A 22272-nucleotide genomic window follows, 5' to 3' on the forward strand; every position below is an offset into this window, starting at 1 on the left:
GGTTGGGACCTCGTCGGGATCCGCACGGCCGGGAACTACTCTCTCGTTAACAACGGTTCCATCATTACGACTTCGCTAACTGCTGGATCAAGCGCGATCGAAAGTGTCGCGGCCGGTACCAATGTTCAGCTTATGAACAACGGAAACATATCTGCCAATGCGAGCGCAGCCGTCAACCTCGCAGGCGGAGGCACATTCACCATCGATAACCGGCCCTCAGGCACGATCGCGTCATCCGTGGTGCCGGCCATCGAGGTGGGAGCCGGCGTTCTGAATCTCACGAATGAGGGCGCTATCCAGAACTTGTCCGGCGGCGCCGCGATCAACAGCAGCGGAGTCAACACGGTCCGCAACAGCGGCACGATCTCCGGAGGCGGAGGCGTCAGCGGGGCGGCGATCACCTTCGGCGGCAACGCGGACACGCTCATTCTGGAGCCTACCTCCGTGATCACAGGCTATGTCGATGCGGGCGCAGGTACAGACACGTTGGCGCTGGCAGGGGCTGGGAACGGCAGCTTCGATCTCGGCGCCGTGGGGCCGACACAGCAGTACCGCGCCATCGAGAACTTCGAGAAGCGGGAAGCGGGCACCTGGACACTCACTGGAAGCAGCAGTTCCCAAGCGCAGAACTGGCGGGTGTTGCAAGGAACACTGCAACTCGCAAGCGGCGCATCGTTGCAGCAGGGCAGCGCGATCGAGAGCGCGTCCGATGCCACAGGCCTCGTGACGATTCGGATCTCGGGCGCGCTGGTAGGCACCGGAGTAGGCGTCACCTTGTCGAGCCCGTTCAATGCAAACTCGCTGATTCTGGACTCAGGTGCAACCTTCGGAAGCCGCACGTTGCTCCAGACGGATGGGGCGACCTATCTGACAGGCCCTACACCGTTCCCCAACAACGTGGCGATCACGGGCGGGGTTCTTCTGGTGGGTGATGGCGGCGTCGGCACCGGCGGCTACATCAGTGGCAACGTTGCCAACGACGCCGTCCTGGGATTCGACCATAGCGACGACATCACCTATTCCGGAACTATCAGCGGCAGCGGGTTTGTCGCGCACCAGGGCACTGGCACATTGACGCTCGTCGGCAACAACACCTATACCGGTGGCACGACGATCTTGGCGGGCACCCTGCAACTGGGCACCGTCAGTGGCCTCACCGGCTCGATTGCGGGCGACGTCACGAATAACGGCACGCTGGCTTTGGGTCACGGAGGTCCCTGGACTCTCCCAGGGGCGATCAGCGGCACCGGGACCGTCACGCAGATCGGCTTCGGCACCACTACGCTGACGGGCGACAGCACCTACACGGGTGGCACGACGATCAACGCCGGTACCCTGCAGATGGGGAATGGGGGCGCCACCGGTAGCATCGTCGGGAATGTTACGGACAACGGCACGCTGTCGTTCAACCGCAGCGATGCCTCGACTTTTGCGGGCATGATCACGGGCACCGGCGCAGTCAACCAGATCGGCGCAGGGACGACGACGCTGACGGCCGACAACACCTACACCGGCGGCACGACGATCTCGGCGGGCACACTGCAGTTGGGCAATGGCGGCACCAGCGGCTCGATCGTTGGCGATGTGGTGGACAACGGCACGCTGGCATTTAACCGCAGCGATGCGCTGATCTTCGCGGGCACGATCAGCGGCATCGGCTCGCTCAGGCAGGCCGGCACCGGTACCACCACGCTCACCAGCGCGAGCTCGTCAGTAGGCAGCGTGAACGTCGCGGCCGGCACGCTCGATCTGGCGCAAGCCGGCGCCTTCGCGACCACGGGCGCCTACACGACGGCCGCGGGTGCGACCACGCAGATCGCCGCCGGTTCCAGTCTGTCCTTAGGTGGTGCATTCACGCAAGCGGCCACCAGCACGCTCGATGTCGCGCTCGGTAGCGCGCAGCCCGTCATCTCGGCGGCGACGGCTGATCTGGGCGGCACGCTCAACATCACCGGCTTCGGTGCGAGCGCGCCGACCTCGGCCAGTGCGCTGATCGGCACACAGACCAACGTGATTCACACGACCGGCGGCATCACGAACGACTTCGACACGGTCAGCCTCGGTGGGGCCGCAAGTCCGGTCGATTACCTTACGCTCGCCGGTGGCAAGTCGGCCAATGCGCTGGACTACAACGTGGGCTTTGGCCTGACCTGGCTGGCAGGCACCACGGCGGGCGACGGTGTGTTCACGCTCACGAGTCCGGCTGACACGTTCAACGTCGATGTGGTGCTCGCCAATCAAGCGGCGTCGGTGACCGGCTGGGACGGCACCACACTGACGAAGAACGGTGCAGGCACGCTCGTGCTGTCGGCGGCCAACACCTACACCGGGCAGACGCTGGTCAACGCCGGCACGTTGCAGACCGGCATTGCGAATGCGTTTGCCACCAGCAGCGCGGTGAATGTCGCCAGCGGCGCCGCGCTGGCTTTGAACAGTTTTGATCAGATCGCCAACAATCTCTCCGGCGCGGGTAGCGTGACGCTGGGCAGCGCGGTACTGACGGCGAACAACACCGCCGATACGACCTTCGGCGGGGCACTCAGCGGCACGGGCGGTTTGATCAAGAGCGGCATCGCCGCGCTGACGCTGACGGGCGACAGCGCCTACACCGGGGGCACGACGATCTCGGCGGGCACATTGCAACTGGGTGCCGGCGGCATCACCGGGAGCATCGTCGGCGATGTCACCAACAACGGCACGCTGTCGTTCAACCGCAGCGATGCCTTGACCTATGCGGGCGCGATCACCGGCACCGGCGCAGTCAACCAGATCGGCGCAGGGACCACCACACTGACCGCGGACAACACCTACGTCGGTGGCACGACGATGTCGGCCGGCACGCTGCAGTTGGGCAATGGCGGCACGACTGGCAGCATCACGGGCAACGTCGCCGACAACGGCACGCTGTCGTTCAACCGCAGCGATGCCTTGACCTTTGCGGGCGCGATCACAGGCACCGGCGCGGTCAACCAGGTCGGCGCAGGGACAACCACGCTGACGGCCGACAGCACCTACGCCGGTGGCACGACGATCTCGGCGGGCACCCTGCAGCTTGGCACCACCAGCGGGCTCACCGGTTCGATCGTGGGTGATGTCACCAACAATGGCACGCTGGCGCTCGGCCATGGGAATGCCTGGACCTTCGGGGGCGCGATCAGTGGCTCCGGCAATGTCAACCAGATCGGCGGCGGGACCACCACGCTGACAGCGGACAACACGTATACGGGCGGCACGACGATCTCGGCGGGCACATTGCAGTTGGGCAATGGCGGAACGACTGGCAGTATCACCAGCGATGTCACCGACAACGGCACGCTGTCTTTCAACCGCAGCGATACCTTGACCTTTGCGGGCACGATCACAGGCACCGGCGCAGTCAACCAGATCGGCGCAGGGACGACGACGCTGACGGGCGACAGCACCTACACGGGCGGCACGACGATCTCGGCAGGCACGCTGCAACTGGGTGCCGGTGGCATCACCGGGAGCATCGTCGGCGATGTCACCAACAATGGCACGCTGGCTTTCAACCGCTCCAACGCCATCACCTTTGCTGGCGCGATCGGCGGCGCCGGCGCCATCAACCAGATCGGCGCCGGAACCACGCAGCTGACGGGCGACAGCGGCACCTTCTCAGGCACGACCAATGTCACGAACGGCATGCTGCGGGTCGATGGCAACTTGGGTGGGACGACTAGCACGCTCAACGTATCGACGGGCGGCATCCTCGGCGGCCACGGCACGATCGGCGGCAACGTCGCGATTGCAGACGGAACCCTGGCGCCCGGCGCATCACCGGGAACGCTGACGATCGCAGGGAATCTGGCGCTGAGTGGCACCTCCGTCCTGAACTATGAATTCGGGCAGGCCGGTACGGTCGGCGGCGCGCTCAATGACCTGACAGTGGTCGGCGGAAACTTGACTCTCGATGGCACGCTCAACGTCACAACATCGGCCGGCGGCACGTTCGGCCCGGGCCTGTACCGCGTCATCAACTACGGCGGCACCTTGACCGACAACGGACTCGTCGTCGGCACGGCGCCCGCAACAGGCTCCTTCATCCAGACCTCAGTGGCCAATCAGGTCAATCTGATCAACACCAACGGGCTGACGCTGAGCTACTGGGACGGAGCCGCAGGGCCGAAGAACAACAACGTCGTTGATGGCGGCACGGGCATCTGGCAGGGCTCGGCAGGCAACGACAACTGGACGACGGCGGATGGTTCGGTCAACGCGCCGTTCTCCGACGGGTCCTTCGCGGTGTTCACGGCCACGCCCGGCACCGTCACGATCGACAACGGGCCGGGTGCAGTGACGGCGTCGGGAATGCAGTTCGCAAGCAGCGGCTACGTGCTGCAGGGCGACCCGATCGCGCTGGTGGAGACCGAGGCCACAGTGCCGGGCATCACAACCATCCGGGTGGGTGACGGAACGGGTGCGGGCGCGGCCTATGTCGCCACCATCAACTCGGTGTTGAGCGGTGCCGTGCAGATCGACAAGACGGACCTAGGCACGCTGGTGCTCTCCGGGACCAACACCTACACGGGAGGAACGACCATCTCGGGCGGAACGCTCTCGGTCGGCGCAGATGCAAACCTGGGCGCAGCCGCGGGCGGCGTGGCGCTGGATGGCGGCACGTTGGAAAGCAGTGCGAGTTTCACGTCGGCCCGCGCGGTCACGATCACTCCCAACAACGGCAGCATCCAGACCGATGCGGGGACGACGCTCACGCTGACCAACACGCTCTCCGGCGCCAGCGGCGCACTGACGAAAGAAGGCGATGGCACGCTGGTTCTGACCAGCAGCAACACCTATGGCGGCGGCACGACGATCTCTGCGGGCACTCTGCAGATTGGCACCACCACTGGTCTCACCGGATCGATCGCGGGCGATGTCGCCAACAACGGCACGCTGGCTTTGGGCCATGGGAGCGCCTGGACATTCGGGGGCGCGATCAGCGGCACCGGCAACGTCAACCAGATCGGCTTGGCCACAACGACGCTGACGGCCGACAACACCTACACCGGCGGCACGACGATCTCGGCGGGCACACTGCAGTTGGGCAATGGCGGCACCAGCGGCTCGATCGTTGGCGATGTGGTGGACAACGGCACGCTGGCATTTAACCGCAGCGATGCGCTGACCTTCGCGGGCACGATCACCGGCAGTGGTTCGCTCACGCAGGCCGGCACGGGAACGACCACGCTGACCGGCACCGGCTCGTCAGTAGGCAGCGTGAACGTCGCGGCCGGCACGCTCGATCTGGCGCACGCCGGCGCCTTCACGACCACGGGCGCCTACACGACGGCCGCGGGTGCGACCACGCAGATCGCCGCCGATTCCAGTCTGTCCGTAGGTGGTGCATTCACGCAGGCGGCCACCAGCACGCTCGATGTCGCGCTCGGTAGCGCGCAACCCGTCATCTCGGCGGCGACGGCTGATCTGGGCGGCACGCTCAACATCACCGGCTTCGGTGCGAGCGCGCCGACCTCGGCCAGTGCGCTGACAGGCACACAGACCAATGTGATTCACACGACCGGCGGCATCACCAACGACTTCGATTCAGTCACGCTGGGCGGAGCATCGAGCCCGGTTGATTACCTCACGCTCGCCGGTGGCAAATCGGCCAATGCGCTGGACTACAACGTGGGCTTCGGCTTGACCTGGCTGGCGGGTGCGACACAAGGCAACGGCGTGTTCACGCTGGCGAATCCCGCCGACTCCTTCAACGTCGACGTGGCGCTGGGCAATCAGGCAGCTTCCGCCACCGGCTGGGACGGCACGACACTCACCAAGAACGGAGCAGGCACGCTGATCTTGTCGGCGGCCAACACCTACTCCGGCCAGACGCTGGTCAACGCCGGCACGTTGCAGCCCGGCATTGCGAATGCGTTTGCCACCAGTAGCGCGGTGAATGTCGCCAGCGGCGCCACCCTGGATCTGAACAACTTCAATCAGACCGCCAATAGCCTGTCCGGCGCAGGCAACGTCACGCTGGGCAGCGCGGTACTGACGGCGAACAACACCGCCGATACGATCTTCGGCGGGGCACTCAGCGGCACGGGCGGTTTGATCAAGAGCGGCATCGCCGCGCTGACGCTGACGGGCGACAGCGCCTACACCGGTGGCACGACGATCTCGGCGGGCACATTGCAACTGGGTGCCGGCGGCACCACCGGGAGCATCGTCGGCGATGTCACCAACAACGGCACGCTGTCGTTCAACCGCTCGAACGCCTTGACCTTCGATGGCTCCATCAGCGGCGGGGGTGTCGTTCATCAGCAAGGCGCCGGCACGGTGCTGCTGACGGGCGATAGCAGTGCTTTCTCCGGCACGACGCTTGTCGACTACGGCACGCTGCGGGTGGATGGCACCTTGGGCTCCGCGACCAGCGGGTTGACCGTACAGTTGGGCGGCACGATCGCCGGGCACGGCACGATCGGCGGCAATGTGTTGGTCGACAACGGCGTGCTGGCACCCGGCGCATCGCCCGGAACGTTGACCATCGGCGGCGAGCTCTTTTTGACCAGCACCGCGGTACTCAACTACGAGTTCGGCGAGGCCAATGCCGTCGGTGGCGCGCTCGATGACCTGACCGTCGTGGGCGGCGACCTGACGCTGGACGGCACGCTCAACGTCACCGCGCCGACCGGCGGCACATTCGGACCCGGCCTCTATCGGGTCATAAGCTATGGCGGCACGCTGACCAACAACGGCCTCGAACTCGGCACGCTGCCAGCCGGCAGCGACGCCTTCGTCCAGACGGGGTTTGTCGGCCAGGTCAATCTGGTCAATATGGCGGGCCTCACGCTGAACTACTGGGACGGCACCGGGCCGAAGTTCGATGGCGTCATCAACGGTGGCAACGGCGTGTGGCAGGCGGCAGCCGGCAACGACAACTGGACCGAAGCCACGGGAACCCTCAACGCACCCTATGCCGATGGCGCCTTCGCCATCTTCGCCGGGACGCCGGGAACGGTGACGGTCGACAACAGTCTTGGAGCGGTCAGCTCGTCGGGCATGCAGTTCGCCACCAGCGGCTACGTGGTCGAAGGCGATCCCATCACGCTGCTCGCCGGGGCCAACACGATTCGCGTCGGTGACGGCACGGGCGCGGGAGCCGGATATGTCGCCACCATCGGCTCCGCATTGACCGGCACAGGCGGTGTCGACAAGACCGATCTCGGCACGTTGGTCCTTGCCGGAGCGAACAGCTATACGGGCGGCACGACGATCTCCCAGGGCACGCTGCAGCTGGGCAATGGAGGCACGACGGGTTCGATCGTAGGCGACGTGGTGGACAACGGAACGCTGGCCTTCAATCGCTCCGACGCGGTGACTTTCGGCGGCGTGATCAGCGGCAGTGGTTCGGTCCACCAAATGGGAACGGGCACGACGATCCTCACCGCGGCCAACGCCTACAGCGGCGGGACGACGATCTCCGCGGGCACGCTGCAGTTGGGTGACGGCGTGGCGACGGGCTCCATCGTGGGCGATGTCGTCGACAACGGTGCACTGGCGTTCAACAACCCCGGAGACACCATGTTCGCCGGCGCGATCAGCGGCACCGGACAGGTGATCAAGTCCGGCGCGGCGGCATTGACGCTCACCGCCGACAACACCTACACAGGCACCACCACCATCTCGGCAGGCACGCTGCAACTGGGTACGGGCGGCACCACAGGTTCGATCGTGGGTGACGTCACCAACAACGGCGCGTTGATATTCAATCGTTCCAACAATGTCACGTTCAGCGGGGCCATCGGCGGCACCGGCAGCGTCAGCCAGATCGGCGGCGGAACCACCGCGTTGACGGGCGCCAACACCTACGCGGGAGGAACGACCATCTCGGGCGGCACGCTCTCGGTCGGCGCAGATGCCAACCTAGGTGCGGCCGCGGGTGGCGTGGCGCTGGATGGCGGCACGTTGGAAACCAGTGCGAGTTTCACGTCGGGCCGCGCGGTCACGATCACTCCCAACAACGGCAGCATCCAGACCGATGCGGGGACGACGCTCACGCTGACCAACACGCTCTCCGGTGCCAGCGGCGCACTGACGAAAGAAGGCGATGGCACGCTGGTTCTGACCAGCAGCAACACCTATGGCGGCGGCACGACGATCTCGGCGGGCACACTGCAGATTGGCACCACCACTGGTCTCACCGGTTCGATCGTGGGCGATGTCGCCAACAACGGCACGCTGGCGCTCGGACACGGGAACGCCTGGACCTTCACCGGCGCGATCAGCGGCACCGGCAACGTCAACCAGATCGGCTTGGCCACAACGACGCTGACGGCCGACAACACCTACACCGGCGGCACGACGATCTCGGCGGGCGCACTGCAGCTGGGCAATGGCGGCACCAGCGGTTCAATCGTTGGCGATGTGGTGGACAACGGCACGCTGGCATTTAACCGCAGCGATGCGCTGACCTTTGCGGGCACGATCACCGGCACCGGCTCGCTCAGGCAGGCCGGCACCGGTACGACCACGCTCACCGCGGACAACACCTATGCGGGCGGCACGACCATCTCGGCGGGCACGCTGCAACTGGGTGCCGGCGGCACCACCGGAAGCATCGTCGGCAACGTCACCAACAACGGCACGTTGGCGTTCAACCGCTCGAATGCGATGACCTACGCGGGCACCATCAGCGGCGGAGCCGTGGTGCAAGCGGGTGCCGGAACGACAACGCTCACGGGTACGGGCTCCTCGGTGTCCAGCGTCGATGTCAACGCCGGCACGCTCGACCTCGCTCAGGCGGGCGCCTTCAACGCGAACGCCTTTACGACCGCATCCGGCGCCACCACGCACATCGCCGCAGAATCGACATTGACTGTCGCAGGCGCATTCACGCAGGCTTCCGGAAGCACGCTCGCCGTCGATCTCGGCAGCACCCAACCCATCGTCTCGGCGGCCACGGCCAACCTCGGCGGCACGCTCGACATCACCGGCTTCGGCGCCGCTGTGCCGAACACCGCGAGCGCCCTGACGAGCACGCATTTCAACGTGATCCACACGTCGGGCGGCATCACCAATGACTTCTCGACGGTTGAACTGGGCGGGGCCGGCGGCGATCTCGACTTTCTCACATTGGCCGGCAGCAAGTCGGTCGATTCGCTGGACTACAACGTAGGCTTCGGCCTGGCTTGGATGGCGGGTGCGACGCAAAGCCATGGCGTGTTCACGCTCGTGAGCGCGACGGAAACCTTCGACGTCGATGTGCCATTGGGCAACCAGACGCCTTCCAGTTCCGGGTGGGATGGCACGAGCCTCACCAAGAACGGCGCGGGCACGCTGGTGCTGTCGGCGGCCAATACCTACACAGGGGCGACGACGATCAACGGGGGCACTCTGCGAGCCGGCATAGCGGATGCCTTTGCAACCAGCAGCGCCGTGAACGTCGCGGCCGGCGCTACGCTGGCGCTGAATGGGTTCAACCAGCTCGCGCACAACCTCGGTGGTGCTGGCAGCGTCACGCTCGGGAGCGCTGCGCTGACCGTGCAAAGCGACAGCAACACGACGTTCGGAGGCGTGATCAGCGGTGCAGGCAGCGTGACCAAGGAGGGTGCCGCCGCACTGGTGCTCGCCGGCGACAGCACCTACACCGGCGGCACCACGATCAATGCCGGCACATTGCAGATCGGCGATGGTGGCACCGCCGGCGGCATCCTTGGCAACATCACCAACAATGCGGCGCTTGTCATCAACCGTTCGGACAGCGTCCAACTGCCCGGACCCATCAGCGGCAGCGGTTCGTTGACCAAGCTTGGCGCTGGCGTCGCCTCATTGGCTGGCGCGAACACCTACAGCGGTGCGACCAACGTCAACGTGGGCACGCTCAAGGCCGGTGTTGCCAATGCCTTCAGCGCTGCATCGGCTCATACCGTGTCGAGCGGCGCGACACTCGATACCGGCGGCTTCAACCAGACTGTTGCGGCGCTGGACAACGCGGGTACTGTGAGTTTGCTGAGCACCACGCCAGGCAGCACGCTCGCGGTCGCCGGCGCCTATGTCGGCCGGGGCGGCACGCTGCGCCTGGGCACCCGGCTGGGTGACAGCGCAAGTCTCAGCGATCGGTTCGTGCTCGACGGCCCCGGCGCGAGCGCCAGCGGCACCACCCATCTGGAGATCACCAATGTGGCCGGCCTGGGTGCGCTCACCAGCGGCAGCGGCATCGAGGTCGTCAGCGCGCGCAATGGCGCCACTACCACGGCGCAGACCACCAAGGATGCCTTTGTGCTGGCCGGCGGCGCGACTATCGCCGGAGTCGCCAAAGGCAACACCACGCTGCAAGCGCCTCACATCGATGCGGGGGCCTACGAGTACCGCCTTTACGCCGCGGATGCCGGCGGCTCTGGCGAGAACTGGTATCTGCGGTCGACTTCCACGATCGTCCCGACGCCACCCCCGGGGCCTAATCCGGTCATCATTCCTCCGCCGGTCGAGGTACCCACCTACCGAGCCGAGGTGCCCATGGTTGCCGGTCTCCCCGCACAGTTCCGCCAGGGCGATCTGGCCATGCTCGGCAATCTGCACAGGCGGATCGGCGACGAGAACATTACACAGCCGCAGACTGCGTCGGATGCTTCGTCGGCAACGCCGCGCGATCGGCGCGCATGGGGGCGCGCCATCTATACCGATCTCGACATCCAGCAGGAAGGCACCGTCAACCCTCAAAGCAGCGGGTATCTTGGCGGCCTGCAGGCCGGCACCGACCTGTGGTCGGACAGCGCCTGGCGCGCGGGCGTGTATGTGGGCTATCTCGAAGGCGGCTCCGACACCAGCGGCAATGCACGCGCAACGTTTGGCCACGTTGGCCGCAACGACCTGCAGTCTCGCTACCTCGGCGGCTATGCGACGTGGACGCGCGAGGACGGGCTCTATGCCGATACGGTGCTGCAGGGCGGAAGCCACCGGTACACCCTGCGTCCCGACTTCAACCCGAGCGTCTCGGGCAAGGCCAGCAGCCTGACGGCCTCGGTTGAAGCTGGCAAGCCCTTCAAGCTTTCCGACAGCTGGAGCATCGAACCGCAAGCGCAGTTGGTTTATCAGAGGAGCAGCTTCGACGATGTGCAGCTTAGCGACGCAACCGTGCGGCAGGACACCGATGCCGGATGGATCGGCCGGCTCGGCGTTCGCATCAAGGGCGACGTGGCGACATCCGCAGGACGGCTTCAGCCCTACGGCCGCGCCAACTTGTACTACGGCGGATCGGGCACGGATATCGCACGCTTCATCTCGCCCGGCGCGGTGACCGACATTTCGAGCCGGACCGGCTATACGTCTGCCGAGCTGGCTGCCGGCATGACGTTGGCACTGAACGACAAGACCAGTCTTTACGGGGAACTGGGGCGCGTGTTCAGTGTCTCCGGAGATGCGCGAGTGCGTTCCTCCATTCAAGGCAGCGTGGGGCTTCGACTCTCCTGGAAATAAGGCCGCTGGCGATCGCCGATTGGAGCCCAGGGCATTGTCATGTTAGGGATGGACGTAAGCGCCGTCGATCAGCATGGTGGCGAACTCGACATCCATCTTCAGAAGCGCCGCGACAAGGGGCATCGGTCCATACGATGGGGCCTTGGCGTTCCAGCTGTCCGAGCCAGTCGAAGGTTTCCGACTCCAGGATGAGGTCGGCTCCTCGCCGAAACTGACTGTCGTGGTCGATGGGGAGTTTTGCGTAGGCGGTGCTATTGATCGAGATATTCCGATCGATCAAGCCACCGATACGTTCGCCGTCGACATGCCGAGACGATGGGGTTGAGGCGTGATATGGGCGCCGAGAAGGCCGAGAACACGATCAGCGGTGGCGCGCCCTATCCCGCGGAACGAGGCAACATCTCCTCGAGATGCGACTCCACGCAGCGCGTCCAGTGTATGAATGCCGCAAGCGCTCATCGAGTCCACCGACGCACCCAGCCAGGGCCGCAATTCGACGATCGGCGTCTCGGGCGCCGTGGGAATGTGAAGTTCCTTCGTCGAGACCAGACCGTAGCGCCAGAGCTCGAACGGAGGCGCCGAACTGGCGAATGGACGATCGGTCGCCATCAACAAGTCGTAGACCTCGCGTGCCTCGCGTTTTCCGAAACGCTCGCACAACAGAGGCAGGGTGAGCCGTCGCAATTGACCGACCGTCTCCTGATCATTGGCCAACGCCCTAGTCAACGTGCAAGGTCGCAGGCCCAGCGCGGACACAGGGGCGGAATCCGCAAGGCCACGCAGCGCGAGCGTGCGCGCCTCGGACGGCAGCGCAAGCACCGCTTTGCTTTGTTCATGCGCGCGTTCTTCAATGTTCGGATTCGGTAGAAAGTCGAGTCCCACGCGCGCAAGTATTGCGCGCAATCGACCGACCGTCTTTGCACCGATCCCCTCTTCTCTCAGAAGCTCCTGCTCGCTGATCTCCGACAGATCCTCGATGCAGAAGATGCTGAGCTCCCTCAGCGCTTCGCGGGCGCTCGCACGCACGGGAATCTCGTCGATCGGCGTATCCGGTTCGAGCCGGATGGGCGTGTTCAGCAGTTGGGAACCTTTGGGTCGCCAATTGAAGGAGGGATACGCGAACGGCAAGCCCGCAGGAACGACACGCTCTCGAAGTGCGATCGCGTGTTGCCGCTTCGCTTCAACGATGGCAAGCCGAAGGGCGCCGAGACATGCCAGCAATTCTTCGTCAGGAAGTTGCGCCAGGTCGTCAATGGATTGGATGGTTCGAGCGGACATAGCCTGGAATTGGGCCGTTAATCGCCTGCCGCTGCTATCCGAATAGTTCGCCACCTCTATCCGAAAAGTGGGCATCCGGGACAGAGTGACGGTGCGACCGCATGCGGGCGCCAGGTCGCGGTGCATCGAGGTCGATATTCCCTCTGCCATCTCAACAGCCCGCGTCCGCTGCCTGCGCGCACTACCGTGGATCCGCGTGCGCATGTCCTACCTTTTTGGGGGAAGGGCACCTTATCGCAAATAAACGACGACCTCTCGTTTCAATGCTGAGAAACCCTATAGTGCTGACGAGGCTCTCGCCGATACTCGCATTTGTTAGGCGATGGTTCTCGCTCTGACTATTTGCTCGAGGGGGCACGGCTGGTCATGTTGTTCAAGGAAGCATTGCGGCCGGACGGTTCGATCTTGGCCAGGGGCCTGGACTGGAATGCCGCATGTGAATTACACGAGGACCTCTACGGGCCGCACTCAATGCATGTCTCGGCGCCCAGTCGTTTTCGGATGATGTACAGCGGCCACGTCTTGAGTGGTATGTCCACGACCGTCGGTTACTCCGATATGAGCGGCGTCGAGCTGCGGATCGATACGGACCGGAAGCAGCAATCCGCTAGCTACAGCTTCAGTCTGCCGCTTTCAGGCGAGCAGGAATTGCGATCTTTACAGGGCCGTGTGCGCTCCGACTCGAATCGTGGCATTGCCGTGTCGCCCGAGCAGCCATCCGAGTTCAGCCTTGCGGGAAATTGCCGCAACATTGTGGTCGGCATCCCGCGCTCAGCCTTAGAGCAGACTTTGAGCGATGTCCTCGGCAGGCCCGTCGATGGCCTGCTGGTGTTTTCCGAAAGCATGGATGCCGTGGAGGGGGCGACAGCTGCTTGGTGGCGCATGGTCAAGCACTACCTCACCGAGATCGATCGCGCGCGGGAACTCTACGGGTGCGGCTATTTCCGACGATCGATCGAGGAGACCCTGATCAAAGGCCTTCTGATCTCACAGCCGAGCAACTATTCGGGGCAGATCCAACAAGCGCTCGGCGCCAAGATCCCCGCATTTATCGCGCGTGCCAGAAGTTTCATCGAAGCAAACTACCGTGAGGCGATCCACCTCGAAGACATCGAGGCGGCTTCGGGCGTTTCGCGGCTCAAGCTCTTTGAGAGCTTTCGCAAGCACACGGGCTTCACGCCGGCTGCCTACCTCAAGGATTACAGGCTGCGCCAAGCACGTGCTCAGTTGCAGCAGGACCGATCAGACCAAAACGTGTCGTCCATTGCGCTGGGTGTGGGCTTCAATCATCTCGGTCGCTTTGCCATTGACTACAAGCTCGCCTTCTCGGAAACGCCGTCCGAAACCATCCAACGGAATGCTCGGTCCTCGTGAACTGCCCGGCTATCCCCACCACGCGCGAGGCCTGATCCGTTCGCTGGGCCACAAGACACGCAACAGGCTGATGAGCGCGAAGATGGCCAGCGTAACGCCGGTTACCCAAAGCCATTGCTCGTGGTCGGCAATGAATTCAGAGAATTTGGCGCTGCAGCTCGCCAGTCCCGCGACAAGCATCGCGAACAGCACCACGAGCATGCAGTCCAGCGTGAAGATGTCCCAGGCCAAGTCCTCGGGGAACTTCAGCCACAGGTGTTTTGCAGTCTGCACTGGGTTGCGCATGACAGCGGCCTTTGTGGGGTCACGCCACACCAGCAAGCTGGACGGCGGGCACCGAGAACTCGCGTCCGACACCGATACGCGCATAGAGGTAGTTGTTGCGAGCCCTGTCGCTGAGCGAGTCCATGGTCACCTGCCCGTCGGCATCGCACGGGAACGCATATCCGCGCCCCTCGTTGAAGAGCGAGCGAATGCGCAGTTCGTAGAGAGTGCTCGGGCGCAGAGTCACCTGAGACGAGTTCATGATGTGCTCCTTTCCTCTCATGTGGACTCATGCGTCCGAGCGAAGCAAGGTTGGATTTGCGGTGGGCGCGCAGGCGTTCGGATAGCTCCTGTCGCCACGGAAACCCGAGCGCATGGGATGCGACGATGCGCGTGCCACCTATTGAACGAAGGATGGTGTTCATGCTGCTCTCTTCCAAAAGGCAGGTTGCCGAAATCTGCGATTCATGACGAGGGTTGACGAGGGATCGAATAGCGTCGGTCGAGACGTTTGTCGCGATCCGGTTCTTGTTGCTCGCGGTCATTGGACCGTCAATCGCCTGCCGCTGCTATCCGATTAGTTCGCCACCCTTGTCCAAAAAATAGCGTCCCAGGGCGGTGGTGTCAGGCGACACGACAAACTGACCCCCCAGATGGTCAGTTTTCGGTTTACCCAATCCGGCCAGCGGTGCTGCATTCAAGTTACGCCCCTCCTATCACGCATCACGGGGCGGGCGGCGGCTTCAGGTACGGCATCGAATCAACAGCCACGCCGCCGCGGCGCACTTCGAAATGGAGCTTGGTCACGTTCGTGCGCTGCGACACCGCTGTCGCTGACGCAGGCGCAGTTCGATGCGCTGGTGGTGGGACTGCCTTGGAAGCGCCTGCCAGAGATGAGTGTGATCGCACGGCTATAGGCTCGCAGCGGCGAGCGCGCGTTGACAGCGCAACTCCCAATGACGCGAAGCAGGCGAGGGTTGCATGATGGGTGTCCATGCAGGACCTGCGCGACCGAGGCGGTCACGGCGCTCGCCCAACAGATGCTGCGGCACATCCAGCGCCAGGCGCAGGACTTCCGCCTGAAGGACGCAAGCTCGAGAAGCTCACGTTCGAACTGGCACGTCACAAGGCCTGGAAGTTAGGTGCGAAGTCCGAGGCGATGAGCACTGAGCAGCGCCGGCTGTTCGAGGAGACACTGGCCGAGGACGAAGCCGCCCTGCAAGCATTGCTGGATCAGGCGAAGGGCACGTCGGCGGAAGACGACGCCGCTGACACTGACACTGAACGACAAGACCAGTTTTTACGGGGAACTGGGGCGCGTGTTCAGCGTCTCCGGAGATGCGCGAGTGCGTTCCTCCATTCAAGGCAGCGTGGGCCTTCGACTCTCCTGGAAGTAAGACCAGGAGCGTCCTGTCGCAGAAATGGGTTTGGCAGCGTGCAGCGCCAACTTTCGCGAGGCAATCGGCGTCTCATCGGTTACGCTGATAGTCGCACTGCCGACGGATGGGTGAGATGGACAAGGCCTTGAACTGTCCGAGCGCCGATGAGAGACATCAACCTGTGGCGGAGAGTGTGAGATTCGAACTCACGGACGCTTTCACGTCGGCAGTTTTCAAGACTGCTGGTTTAAACCACTCACCCAACTCTCCTGGGATGCCTTCTGTGCAAAGAAGACAGCCGGCGATTTTAGCGGTTGTCTTCCCGCGTTTCGGCCGTCGGCGCCCAACCTCGCATGACCAAATCAACAATCCCTTCAGCCCAGGCGCGGCGCTCCTCAGGCCCGGCCAGAGGCTTCGAGATGAAGAAGCGCACGCCGCCAAACGCCAAGGTCGACAACTGCACCGCGGCCAATTCAGGTGACGGCACATGCAGCGTTCCGGCCCGATGTGCTTCGGCAAGGTATTCGACGACAGGCGCGAGCACGTAGCTGTTCTCCGCATAGAGCGACTTCGCCAGTTCCGGAAAGCGCACGGCCTCGGCAATCACCAGGCGCAACAGCGCCAGGGTCTTCGGCTCGGTCGCGCTCAGGTACATGCGCTCGATCAGGTCGAGCAGGACTTGCCTCTCGTCGGCGCCCCGGCGCACCAAGGTGGCCTGCATGTTTTCGCGGGCACTGCTCACGGCGCGGTGAACCACTTCCCTGAACAAGGCTTCCTTGTTGTCGAACTGGCGGTAGATCGTGATCTTGGCGACGCCCGCCTCGCGAGCAATGGCCTCGATGCTGGTGGCCGCATAGCCCTTTTCGAGGAAGGATTCCAACGCGGCGGCAAGGAAGGATTCGCGCAGCGCGACGGCCTGTTCGGGGCTGGGCCGTCCGCGGGATCGGCGCTTGACTTCGGGAGATTCGAGGTTTTCCATGGCGGTATCTCTCCTCAGGAATCTGGCAGGAAGATCGTCTGAAGATCGCTCAGGAAGTCGAAGCCGCGCGTTGTCGGCCACACGCGCGCCAAGTCGCGCTCGATCAATCCCTTGCGCTCGGCTTCTTCCAGTCCGCGCTGGATGGCCGTCACAGCCAAGCCGGTCCGTTCCGCGAACTGCGCGAGCGTAAAGCCGTCCTTCAAGCGCAAGGCATTGAGCATGAATTCAAAAGGAAGGGCACCGATGCCAACATCCTCACTCTGCGCAACGGCATGGGCGGCGAGTGCGTTGTCCATGTACAGACGCGGCTCCCGGAACCGCACTTGCCGCACGACACGATGCGCAAAGCTCAGCTTGCTGTGGGCACCAGCGCCGATACCCAGATAGTCGCCGAACTGCCAATAGTTCAGATTGTGCGCGCACTGGTGGCCGTTGCGTGCATAGGCCGAGATTTCGTAGCGTTCGAGCCCCACCTCGGCCGTGCGCTCGCAAATGCGGTCGAGCATGGCGTAGGCGGCGTCGTCTTCCGGTACCACCGGAGGAAACTTGGCGAAATAGGTGTTCGGCTCAATGGTCAGGTGATAGACCGACAGGTGCGGCGGCGCCAGCGAAAGCGCCTGATCGAGGTCCGCGTCGAGGTCCTCGGGCGTCTGGCCCGGCAGCGCATACATCAGGTCGAGGTTGAAGGTCTCGAAACTGGCGGCGGCCTCCTCCACTGCCGCAATGGCCTGTGCGCGATCGTGCACACGGCCGAGCGCCTTCAGATGCTCGTCGTTGAAGGACTGCACGCCAACCGACAGGCGCGTGACACCGGCTGCCCGGTAGGCACGGAACCGGTCGCGCTCGAAGGTGCCCGGGTTGGCCTCCAGCGTGATCTCGCAATCGGGTGTCAGCTTGAGTCGAGCGCGCAAGTCCCCAATCAGCCGGTCGATGGATGCCGGAGAAAACAGGCTCGGCGTGCCGCCCCCGATGAAGATCGTGTGAACCGTCCGGCCCCAGATCAGCGGCAGCGCCGCGTCCAAATCGGCAACCAGGGCGTCCAGATAGCGTTGCTCGGGCAATTCGCCGGACGCATTCCGCCACTCATGGGAATTGAAGTCGCAGTAAGGGCACTTGCGCAAGCACCACGGAAGATGAACGTACAGCGACAACGGCGGCAGAGCCGACAACTGCAGCGGCCCCGGCCGCATCAGGTGCAGGGCGTCGTTGGCGTCCGCCGCGCCCGCGGCACTCTCGTCGCCGCTGGAGATCGGAATGATGGCGCTCACGACCAGCGCTCGCGCATCAGGGCCAGCATGGCGCGCGCAGCTTGTCCACGATGGCTGTTGGCGTTCTTCACTTCGGGCGACAGTTGCGCAAAGGTCTTGCCGAACTGAGGCAGGAACATCACCGGGTCGAATCCGAAGCCGTTGTCGCCGACGGGTTCGCTGGCGATCAAGCCGGCGACGCGCCCGACCGCAATCAGCGGTTCAGGGTCGTCGGCGTTGCGCAGCGCCACGAGGGTGCTGACCAGGGCGGCGCGGCGATCGGTCTTGGACGCCAATTGCTCCAGCAGCGCACGCACATTGTTCGCATCGCCTTTTTCGTAGCCGAACTGCGTCGCGTAGTAAGCAGTGTCGACGCCAGGGAGGCCGCCGAAAGCCTGAACGCACAGGCCCGCGTCGTCGGCGATGGCAGGCAGCCCCGTGTGCGCCGACGCATGGCGCGCCTTGGCAAGCGCGTTTTCGACAAAGGTGCGGAATGGCTCCTCGGCCTCGCCGACGCCAAGTTCCGACTGTCGCACCAAGGTGACGTCGAGTGGCGCAAGAAGAGCCTGCAACTCGGCGAGCTTGCCGGCATTGTTGGACGCGAGAACCAGCTTCATCGTCGGTGCTTCAGCTCGAGAGCGCCTTCGTCTGCAGCGCGGTCAGTTCGGAGATGCCTTTTTCGGCCAGCGCCAGGAGCGCGTTCATTTCGCCGCGCGAGAAGGCGGCGCCTTCGGCGGTGCCCTGCACTTCGACGAAATGGCCGGCGCCGGTCATCACGACGTTCATGTCCGTGTCGCAGGCCGAATCCTCGATGTATTCGAGGTCGAGCAGCGGTGTGTTTTGCACGATACCCACCGAGATGGCGGCGACTTGCCCGCGAATCGGCGATGCGGGGATCTTGCCGTCCCCCAGCAGCTTGTTGACGGCGTCCTGGGCAGCAACGAAGGCGCCGGTGATCGCGGCCGTCCGCGTGCCGCCGTCCGCCTGCAGCACGTCGCAGTCGAGGTGGATGGTGCGTTCGCCGAGCGCAGCCAGATCGAAGACGGCGCGCATCGAGCGGCCGATGAGACGCTGGATCTCCTGCGTCCGCCCGCTCTGCTTGCCACGAGCGGCTTCGCGGTCGCTGCGCGTGTGCGTCGCGCGCGGGAGCATGCCGTACTCGGCCGTGACCCAGCCTTCGCCGCTGCCGCGCTTGTGCGGGGGCACCTTTTCCTCAACGGAGGCCGTGCAGAGGACGCGCGTCTGGCCGAATTCGATCAGGACCGATCCCTCGGCATGGATGGTGAAGCCACGGGTGATGCGCACGGGGCGCAACTGATCAGCGGCACGGCCGCCGCTTCGTACGAAAACAGTCATTTTTGATGAACGGAAAAGAAAAAAGAGGGAACAGACTCAGCCCTTGCGCGCGGCGGAGCGGCGGATCGCCTCGTTGATTTCAGCAATCGATCGTTCGATCGCGTCTTCGTCGAGATCGTCGAGTTCGCTGTCCGACGGCATACCCGCCTGGATGGTCGACGCGAACACGCCATCGCTGATGCTGTCGGTGGAAACACCCCGTTTCTGACCCGGCGCGTCGGGGGTTTCCCATTCGAGCGCGATCAGGGTCACGTTGTCGCTGTGGCTGCCGCCGTTGCGCAGTGCCATTTCGGCGAGGTCGGGGGCGGCGTCGGAAACCGGTCTGCCCGAAGACAGCGTGTGAACGATCAGGCTGTCGTCCAAAACGCCCCAGACGCCATCGGAACACAGCATGATCCGGTCACCGCGCAACAGTTGAAGCGGCTCCGAAATGTCGAACAAGGGCGGCGTCGGCGAACCCAGGCAGGTCAGGAGCAGATTGCGATTGACCGGCTCGGGGCCGGCATTGGCACGCGGACGTTCGGCGTGCGAGTGGTCGCGGGTGCGCATGAGGAGTTCGCCGTCGCGCACAACATACAGACGCGAATCGCCGCAGTGAATCCAGGTGGCGGTCGTGCCCTGGATCACCGCCGCCACGACGGTTGTACGAGGTGTGTCGAGCATGCCCTTGTTGCCGGCATACCGCATGATCTGCTGGTGAGCCGCCATCACGGACGACGTCAGGAATGCCTTCACGTCCTTCACGATCGGCCGCGCTTCACGTTGATACAGCGCCGCTATGGTCTGCAGGGCCAATTGCGCCGCGACTTCGCCTTCCGGATGTCCGCCCATGCCGTCTGCCAAAACGAACAATCCTGATTCACGGGTGTAGCAGTAGCCCATGCGGTCTTCATTCTTGAGACGACCGCCCTTGCGGCTGACCTGAAAGACAGAAAATTTCATGCGGGGCGGGTGGTCGGTGCTGCCGCTTTGGGCAACCCCTTCTTTTCAAATGAACGCATGTTGTCTATGGAAAGTCTTACTTTTTCACCGACCGTGAGCTTGGTATAGCGGCGCTCCCCCTCCCGGCTCAACTCCTTCTGCAGGGCGAAAACGGACTGCGGACGCGAAAGCGGATCGAGCGACATGCACCACTCGACCACCTCGATAAGGTTGTCCGAGTAGATGCCGCGCAGCCGGGACAGCGAAAGGCCGAGGCGATCTTTTTCGATGCGCTGCGGCGCGTCGTTCGGCGGATACCCCTGCATGCACGCGTAGATGCACGCGCCGATGGCGTAGATGTCCGTCCAGGGCCCCATGGATGAGTCGCGGCGGTACATCTCAGGCGCCGCGAATCCGGGCGTGTACATCGGCCGGATGAAATTGCCTTCCTTGGACAGCACTTCGCGCGCCGCGCCGAAATCGATCATCACCGCCCGGTCGTCGTCGGTCACGAAGATGTTGGCCGGCTTGATGTCCAGATGCAGCATCTTGTGCTGATGAACGATGCGCAAGCCACGGAGGATTTCGTCGAACAACGAACGAATCGTGGATTCGCGGAAGACCTTTTGCTTTTTGAGGTCGCGCGCGGTGACGATGAAGTCCTGCAGGGTCGCACCCTCCAGATAATTCATGACCATGTAGACCGTCTCGTTCTCGCGGAAGAAATTGAGAACGCTCACGACCGAGGCATGCGAGATCTGCGCGAGCGAACGACCTTCTTCGAAGAAGCTCTTCAGTCCAAGGCGGTAAAGTGAAAGCTTTTCGGGCGGGACTTGCGGCGCCAGCTCGCCAGTGCCTCGAGTCGCTAGGGACGACGGAAGATATTCCTTGATGGCAACCTGCTGGCCACTATGGTCGACGGCGAGGTAGACAACACCAAAACCACCCGCCGAAAGCCGGCGCACGACGCGATAACCGCCAATGACCGTGTCTGGCAGCAAGGGCGAAGGTTTGACCTTTGACATAATCCGGGAGTTTCGCCCGAAGGCGATGGTGCGGCAAGCGAACGCCGTGCCGACGTCACGGTGCAAACAACAGATTCACAGCGAGGCGCAATGCCAGTTTACAGCATGACCGGCTATGCCAGCGGGCAAAACAGCCCTGCAGGCGGCCACCCAGAAGCCGAGGCGCGCCCTCCCGCCGGAGCTCGTCTCGGGGTCGAGATCCGCTCCGTCAACAGCCGTTTTCTCGACCTGACTTTCAAGTTGCCCGAGGAACTGCGCCAGCACGAACCGGCGCTGCGCGAGGTCATTACCAAGCAGCTCAAGCGCGGCAAGGTCGAAGTCCGTGCTGCAATTGAATCGACGGCAGCCGCAGGGGTGGGCGAGCCCTCGGCAAAGTTGCTGCAACGCCTCAATGGCGTGCAGGACCAGATCAAGTCGTGGCTGCCCAGCGCTCGGGATCTCAGCGTCGCGGATGTACTGCGGCTCGCCTCGGGCGACAGCGCGATAAGGGGCGACTGGGGTCCGGAGATCACCGCATTGACAGAGAAGACGTTGAAGGCCCTGATGTCTGCCAGGGAGCGCGAAGGCTCCCGTCTCGCCCGCATGCTGCAAGATCATCTTGAGCAATTGCGCGGGCTCGCGATGCAGGCGTTGCCGTTGGTGCCCATGCTCGTGGAGCAGCAGCGCACACGCTTCCTCGAGCGCTGGCAGGAAGCCATGGGTCTGAGCGGCGGCGCCACGCCCCCAGATGCGGCACAGGATCGTGCATTGACCGAGGCCACTGCTTTCGCGATCCGCATCGACGTCGCGGAAGAACTGACCCGGTTGAACTCCCATCTCGACGAGATCGAGCGCCTTGTCAAGAAAGGCGGAGAAATCGGCAAGCGGCTCGACTTTCTGATTCAGGAATTGCATCGCGAAGCCAATACGCTGGGCTCGAAATCCGCGACCCTCGAACTCACGCGCATCGGCGTGGACATGAAAGTCCTCATCGAGCAAATGCGCGAGCAGGTCCAGAACATCGAATAGAGAAC

12 protein-coding genes and 1 tRNA gene are annotated in these 22272 nt (G+C 63.9%); 3 read left to right on the forward strand and 10 right to left on the reverse strand.

The annotated features are described in order from the left end of the window. The first annotated feature begins 132 nt into the window (after positions 1-132). Positions 133-11436, forward strand: a complete 11304-nt coding sequence (locus tag AC1DSF_RS00165; protein WP_478182319.1) for an autotransporter-associated beta strand repeat-containing protein — start codon at positions 133-135, stop codon at positions 11434-11436. A gap of 276 nt (positions 11437-11712) precedes the next feature. Here the strand turns inward: AC1DSF_RS00165 and AC1DSF_RS00170 are convergent, their stop codons facing one another. Continuing rightward, positions 11713-12918: a helix-hairpin-helix domain-containing protein gene (locus AC1DSF_RS00170; RefSeq protein WP_478182163.1), complete on the reverse strand. Its 1206-nt coding sequence runs from the start codon at positions 12916-12918 to the stop codon at positions 11713-11715. Between the two features lie 162 nt (positions 12919-13080). Between AC1DSF_RS00170 and AC1DSF_RS00175 the strand changes: the two genes are divergently transcribed. Further along, the gene (locus AC1DSF_RS00175) at positions 13081-14088 is read left to right on the forward strand and encodes an AraC family transcriptional regulator (RefSeq protein WP_478124712.1); all 1008 of its coding nucleotides are present in this window, start codon (positions 13081-13083) and stop codon (positions 14086-14088) included. Positions 14089-14097: 9 nt separating this feature from the next. Here AC1DSF_RS00175 and AC1DSF_RS00180 read toward each other — a convergent pair whose 3' ends face one another. The 9 genes from AC1DSF_RS00180 to AC1DSF_RS00220 form a co-directional block, all read right to left on the reverse strand. Next, complete coding sequence (locus AC1DSF_RS00180; protein ID WP_478124713.1) at positions 14098-14373, reverse strand: hypothetical protein; 276 nt, start codon at positions 14371-14373, stop codon at positions 14098-14100. 19 nt (positions 14374-14392) lie between these two features. Beyond that, on the reverse strand, positions 14393-14614 hold the full coding sequence (locus AC1DSF_RS00185; protein WP_478124714.1) for a hypothetical protein: 222 nt from the start codon (positions 14612-14614) through the stop codon (positions 14393-14395). Positions 14615-15913: 1299 nt separating this feature from the next. Further along, positions 15914-16001 (reverse strand) — tRNA-Ser (locus AC1DSF_RS00190). 37 nt (positions 16002-16038) lie between these two features. After that, positions 16039-16710: a TetR/AcrR family transcriptional regulator gene (locus tag AC1DSF_RS00195; protein WP_478124715.1), complete on the reverse strand. Its 672-nt coding sequence runs from the start codon at positions 16708-16710 to the stop codon at positions 16039-16041. Between the two features lie 14 nt (positions 16711-16724). Continuing rightward, a complete protein-coding gene (hemW, locus tag AC1DSF_RS00200; protein WP_478124716.1) occupies positions 16725-17978 on the reverse strand; it encodes a radical SAM family heme chaperone HemW in 1254 nt (417 codons plus the stop codon). After that, a complete protein-coding gene (gene rdgB / locus AC1DSF_RS00205) occupies positions 17975-18574 on the reverse strand; it encodes an RdgB/HAM1 family non-canonical purine NTP pyrophosphatase (protein ID WP_478124717.1) in 600 nt (199 codons plus the stop codon). The genes hemW and rdgB overlap by 4 nt, the downstream gene beginning before the upstream one ends. A gap of 10 nt (positions 18575-18584) precedes the next feature. Continuing rightward, positions 18585-19313 carry a ribonuclease PH gene (gene rph / locus AC1DSF_RS00210; protein WP_478182164.1) on the reverse strand — a complete coding sequence of 243 codons (729 nt, stop codon included), beginning with the start codon at positions 19311-19313 and terminating at the stop codon, positions 18585-18587. Positions 19314-19349: 36 nt separating this feature from the next. Continuing rightward, entirely contained in the window at positions 19350-20255 is a 906-nt protein-coding gene (locus tag AC1DSF_RS00215; protein WP_478124719.1) for a PP2C family protein-serine/threonine phosphatase, read from the reverse strand. After that, a complete protein-coding gene (locus AC1DSF_RS00220; RefSeq protein WP_028249365.1) occupies positions 20252-21259 on the reverse strand; it encodes a serine/threonine protein kinase in 1008 nt (335 codons plus the stop codon). The genes AC1DSF_RS00215 and AC1DSF_RS00220 overlap by 4 nt, the downstream gene beginning before the upstream one ends. A 90-nt stretch (positions 21260-21349) precedes the next feature. On the opposite strand from AC1DSF_RS00220, the gene AC1DSF_RS00225 reads away from it, so the two are divergent. Continuing rightward, positions 21350-22267, forward strand: coding sequence for a YicC/YloC family endoribonuclease (locus AC1DSF_RS00225; protein ID WP_478124720.1), 918 nt, complete (start codon positions 21350-21352; stop codon positions 22265-22267). Positions 22268-22272: the final 5 nt, after the last annotated feature.

This window comes from Variovorax sp. 01N429 (assembly GCF_056399425.1).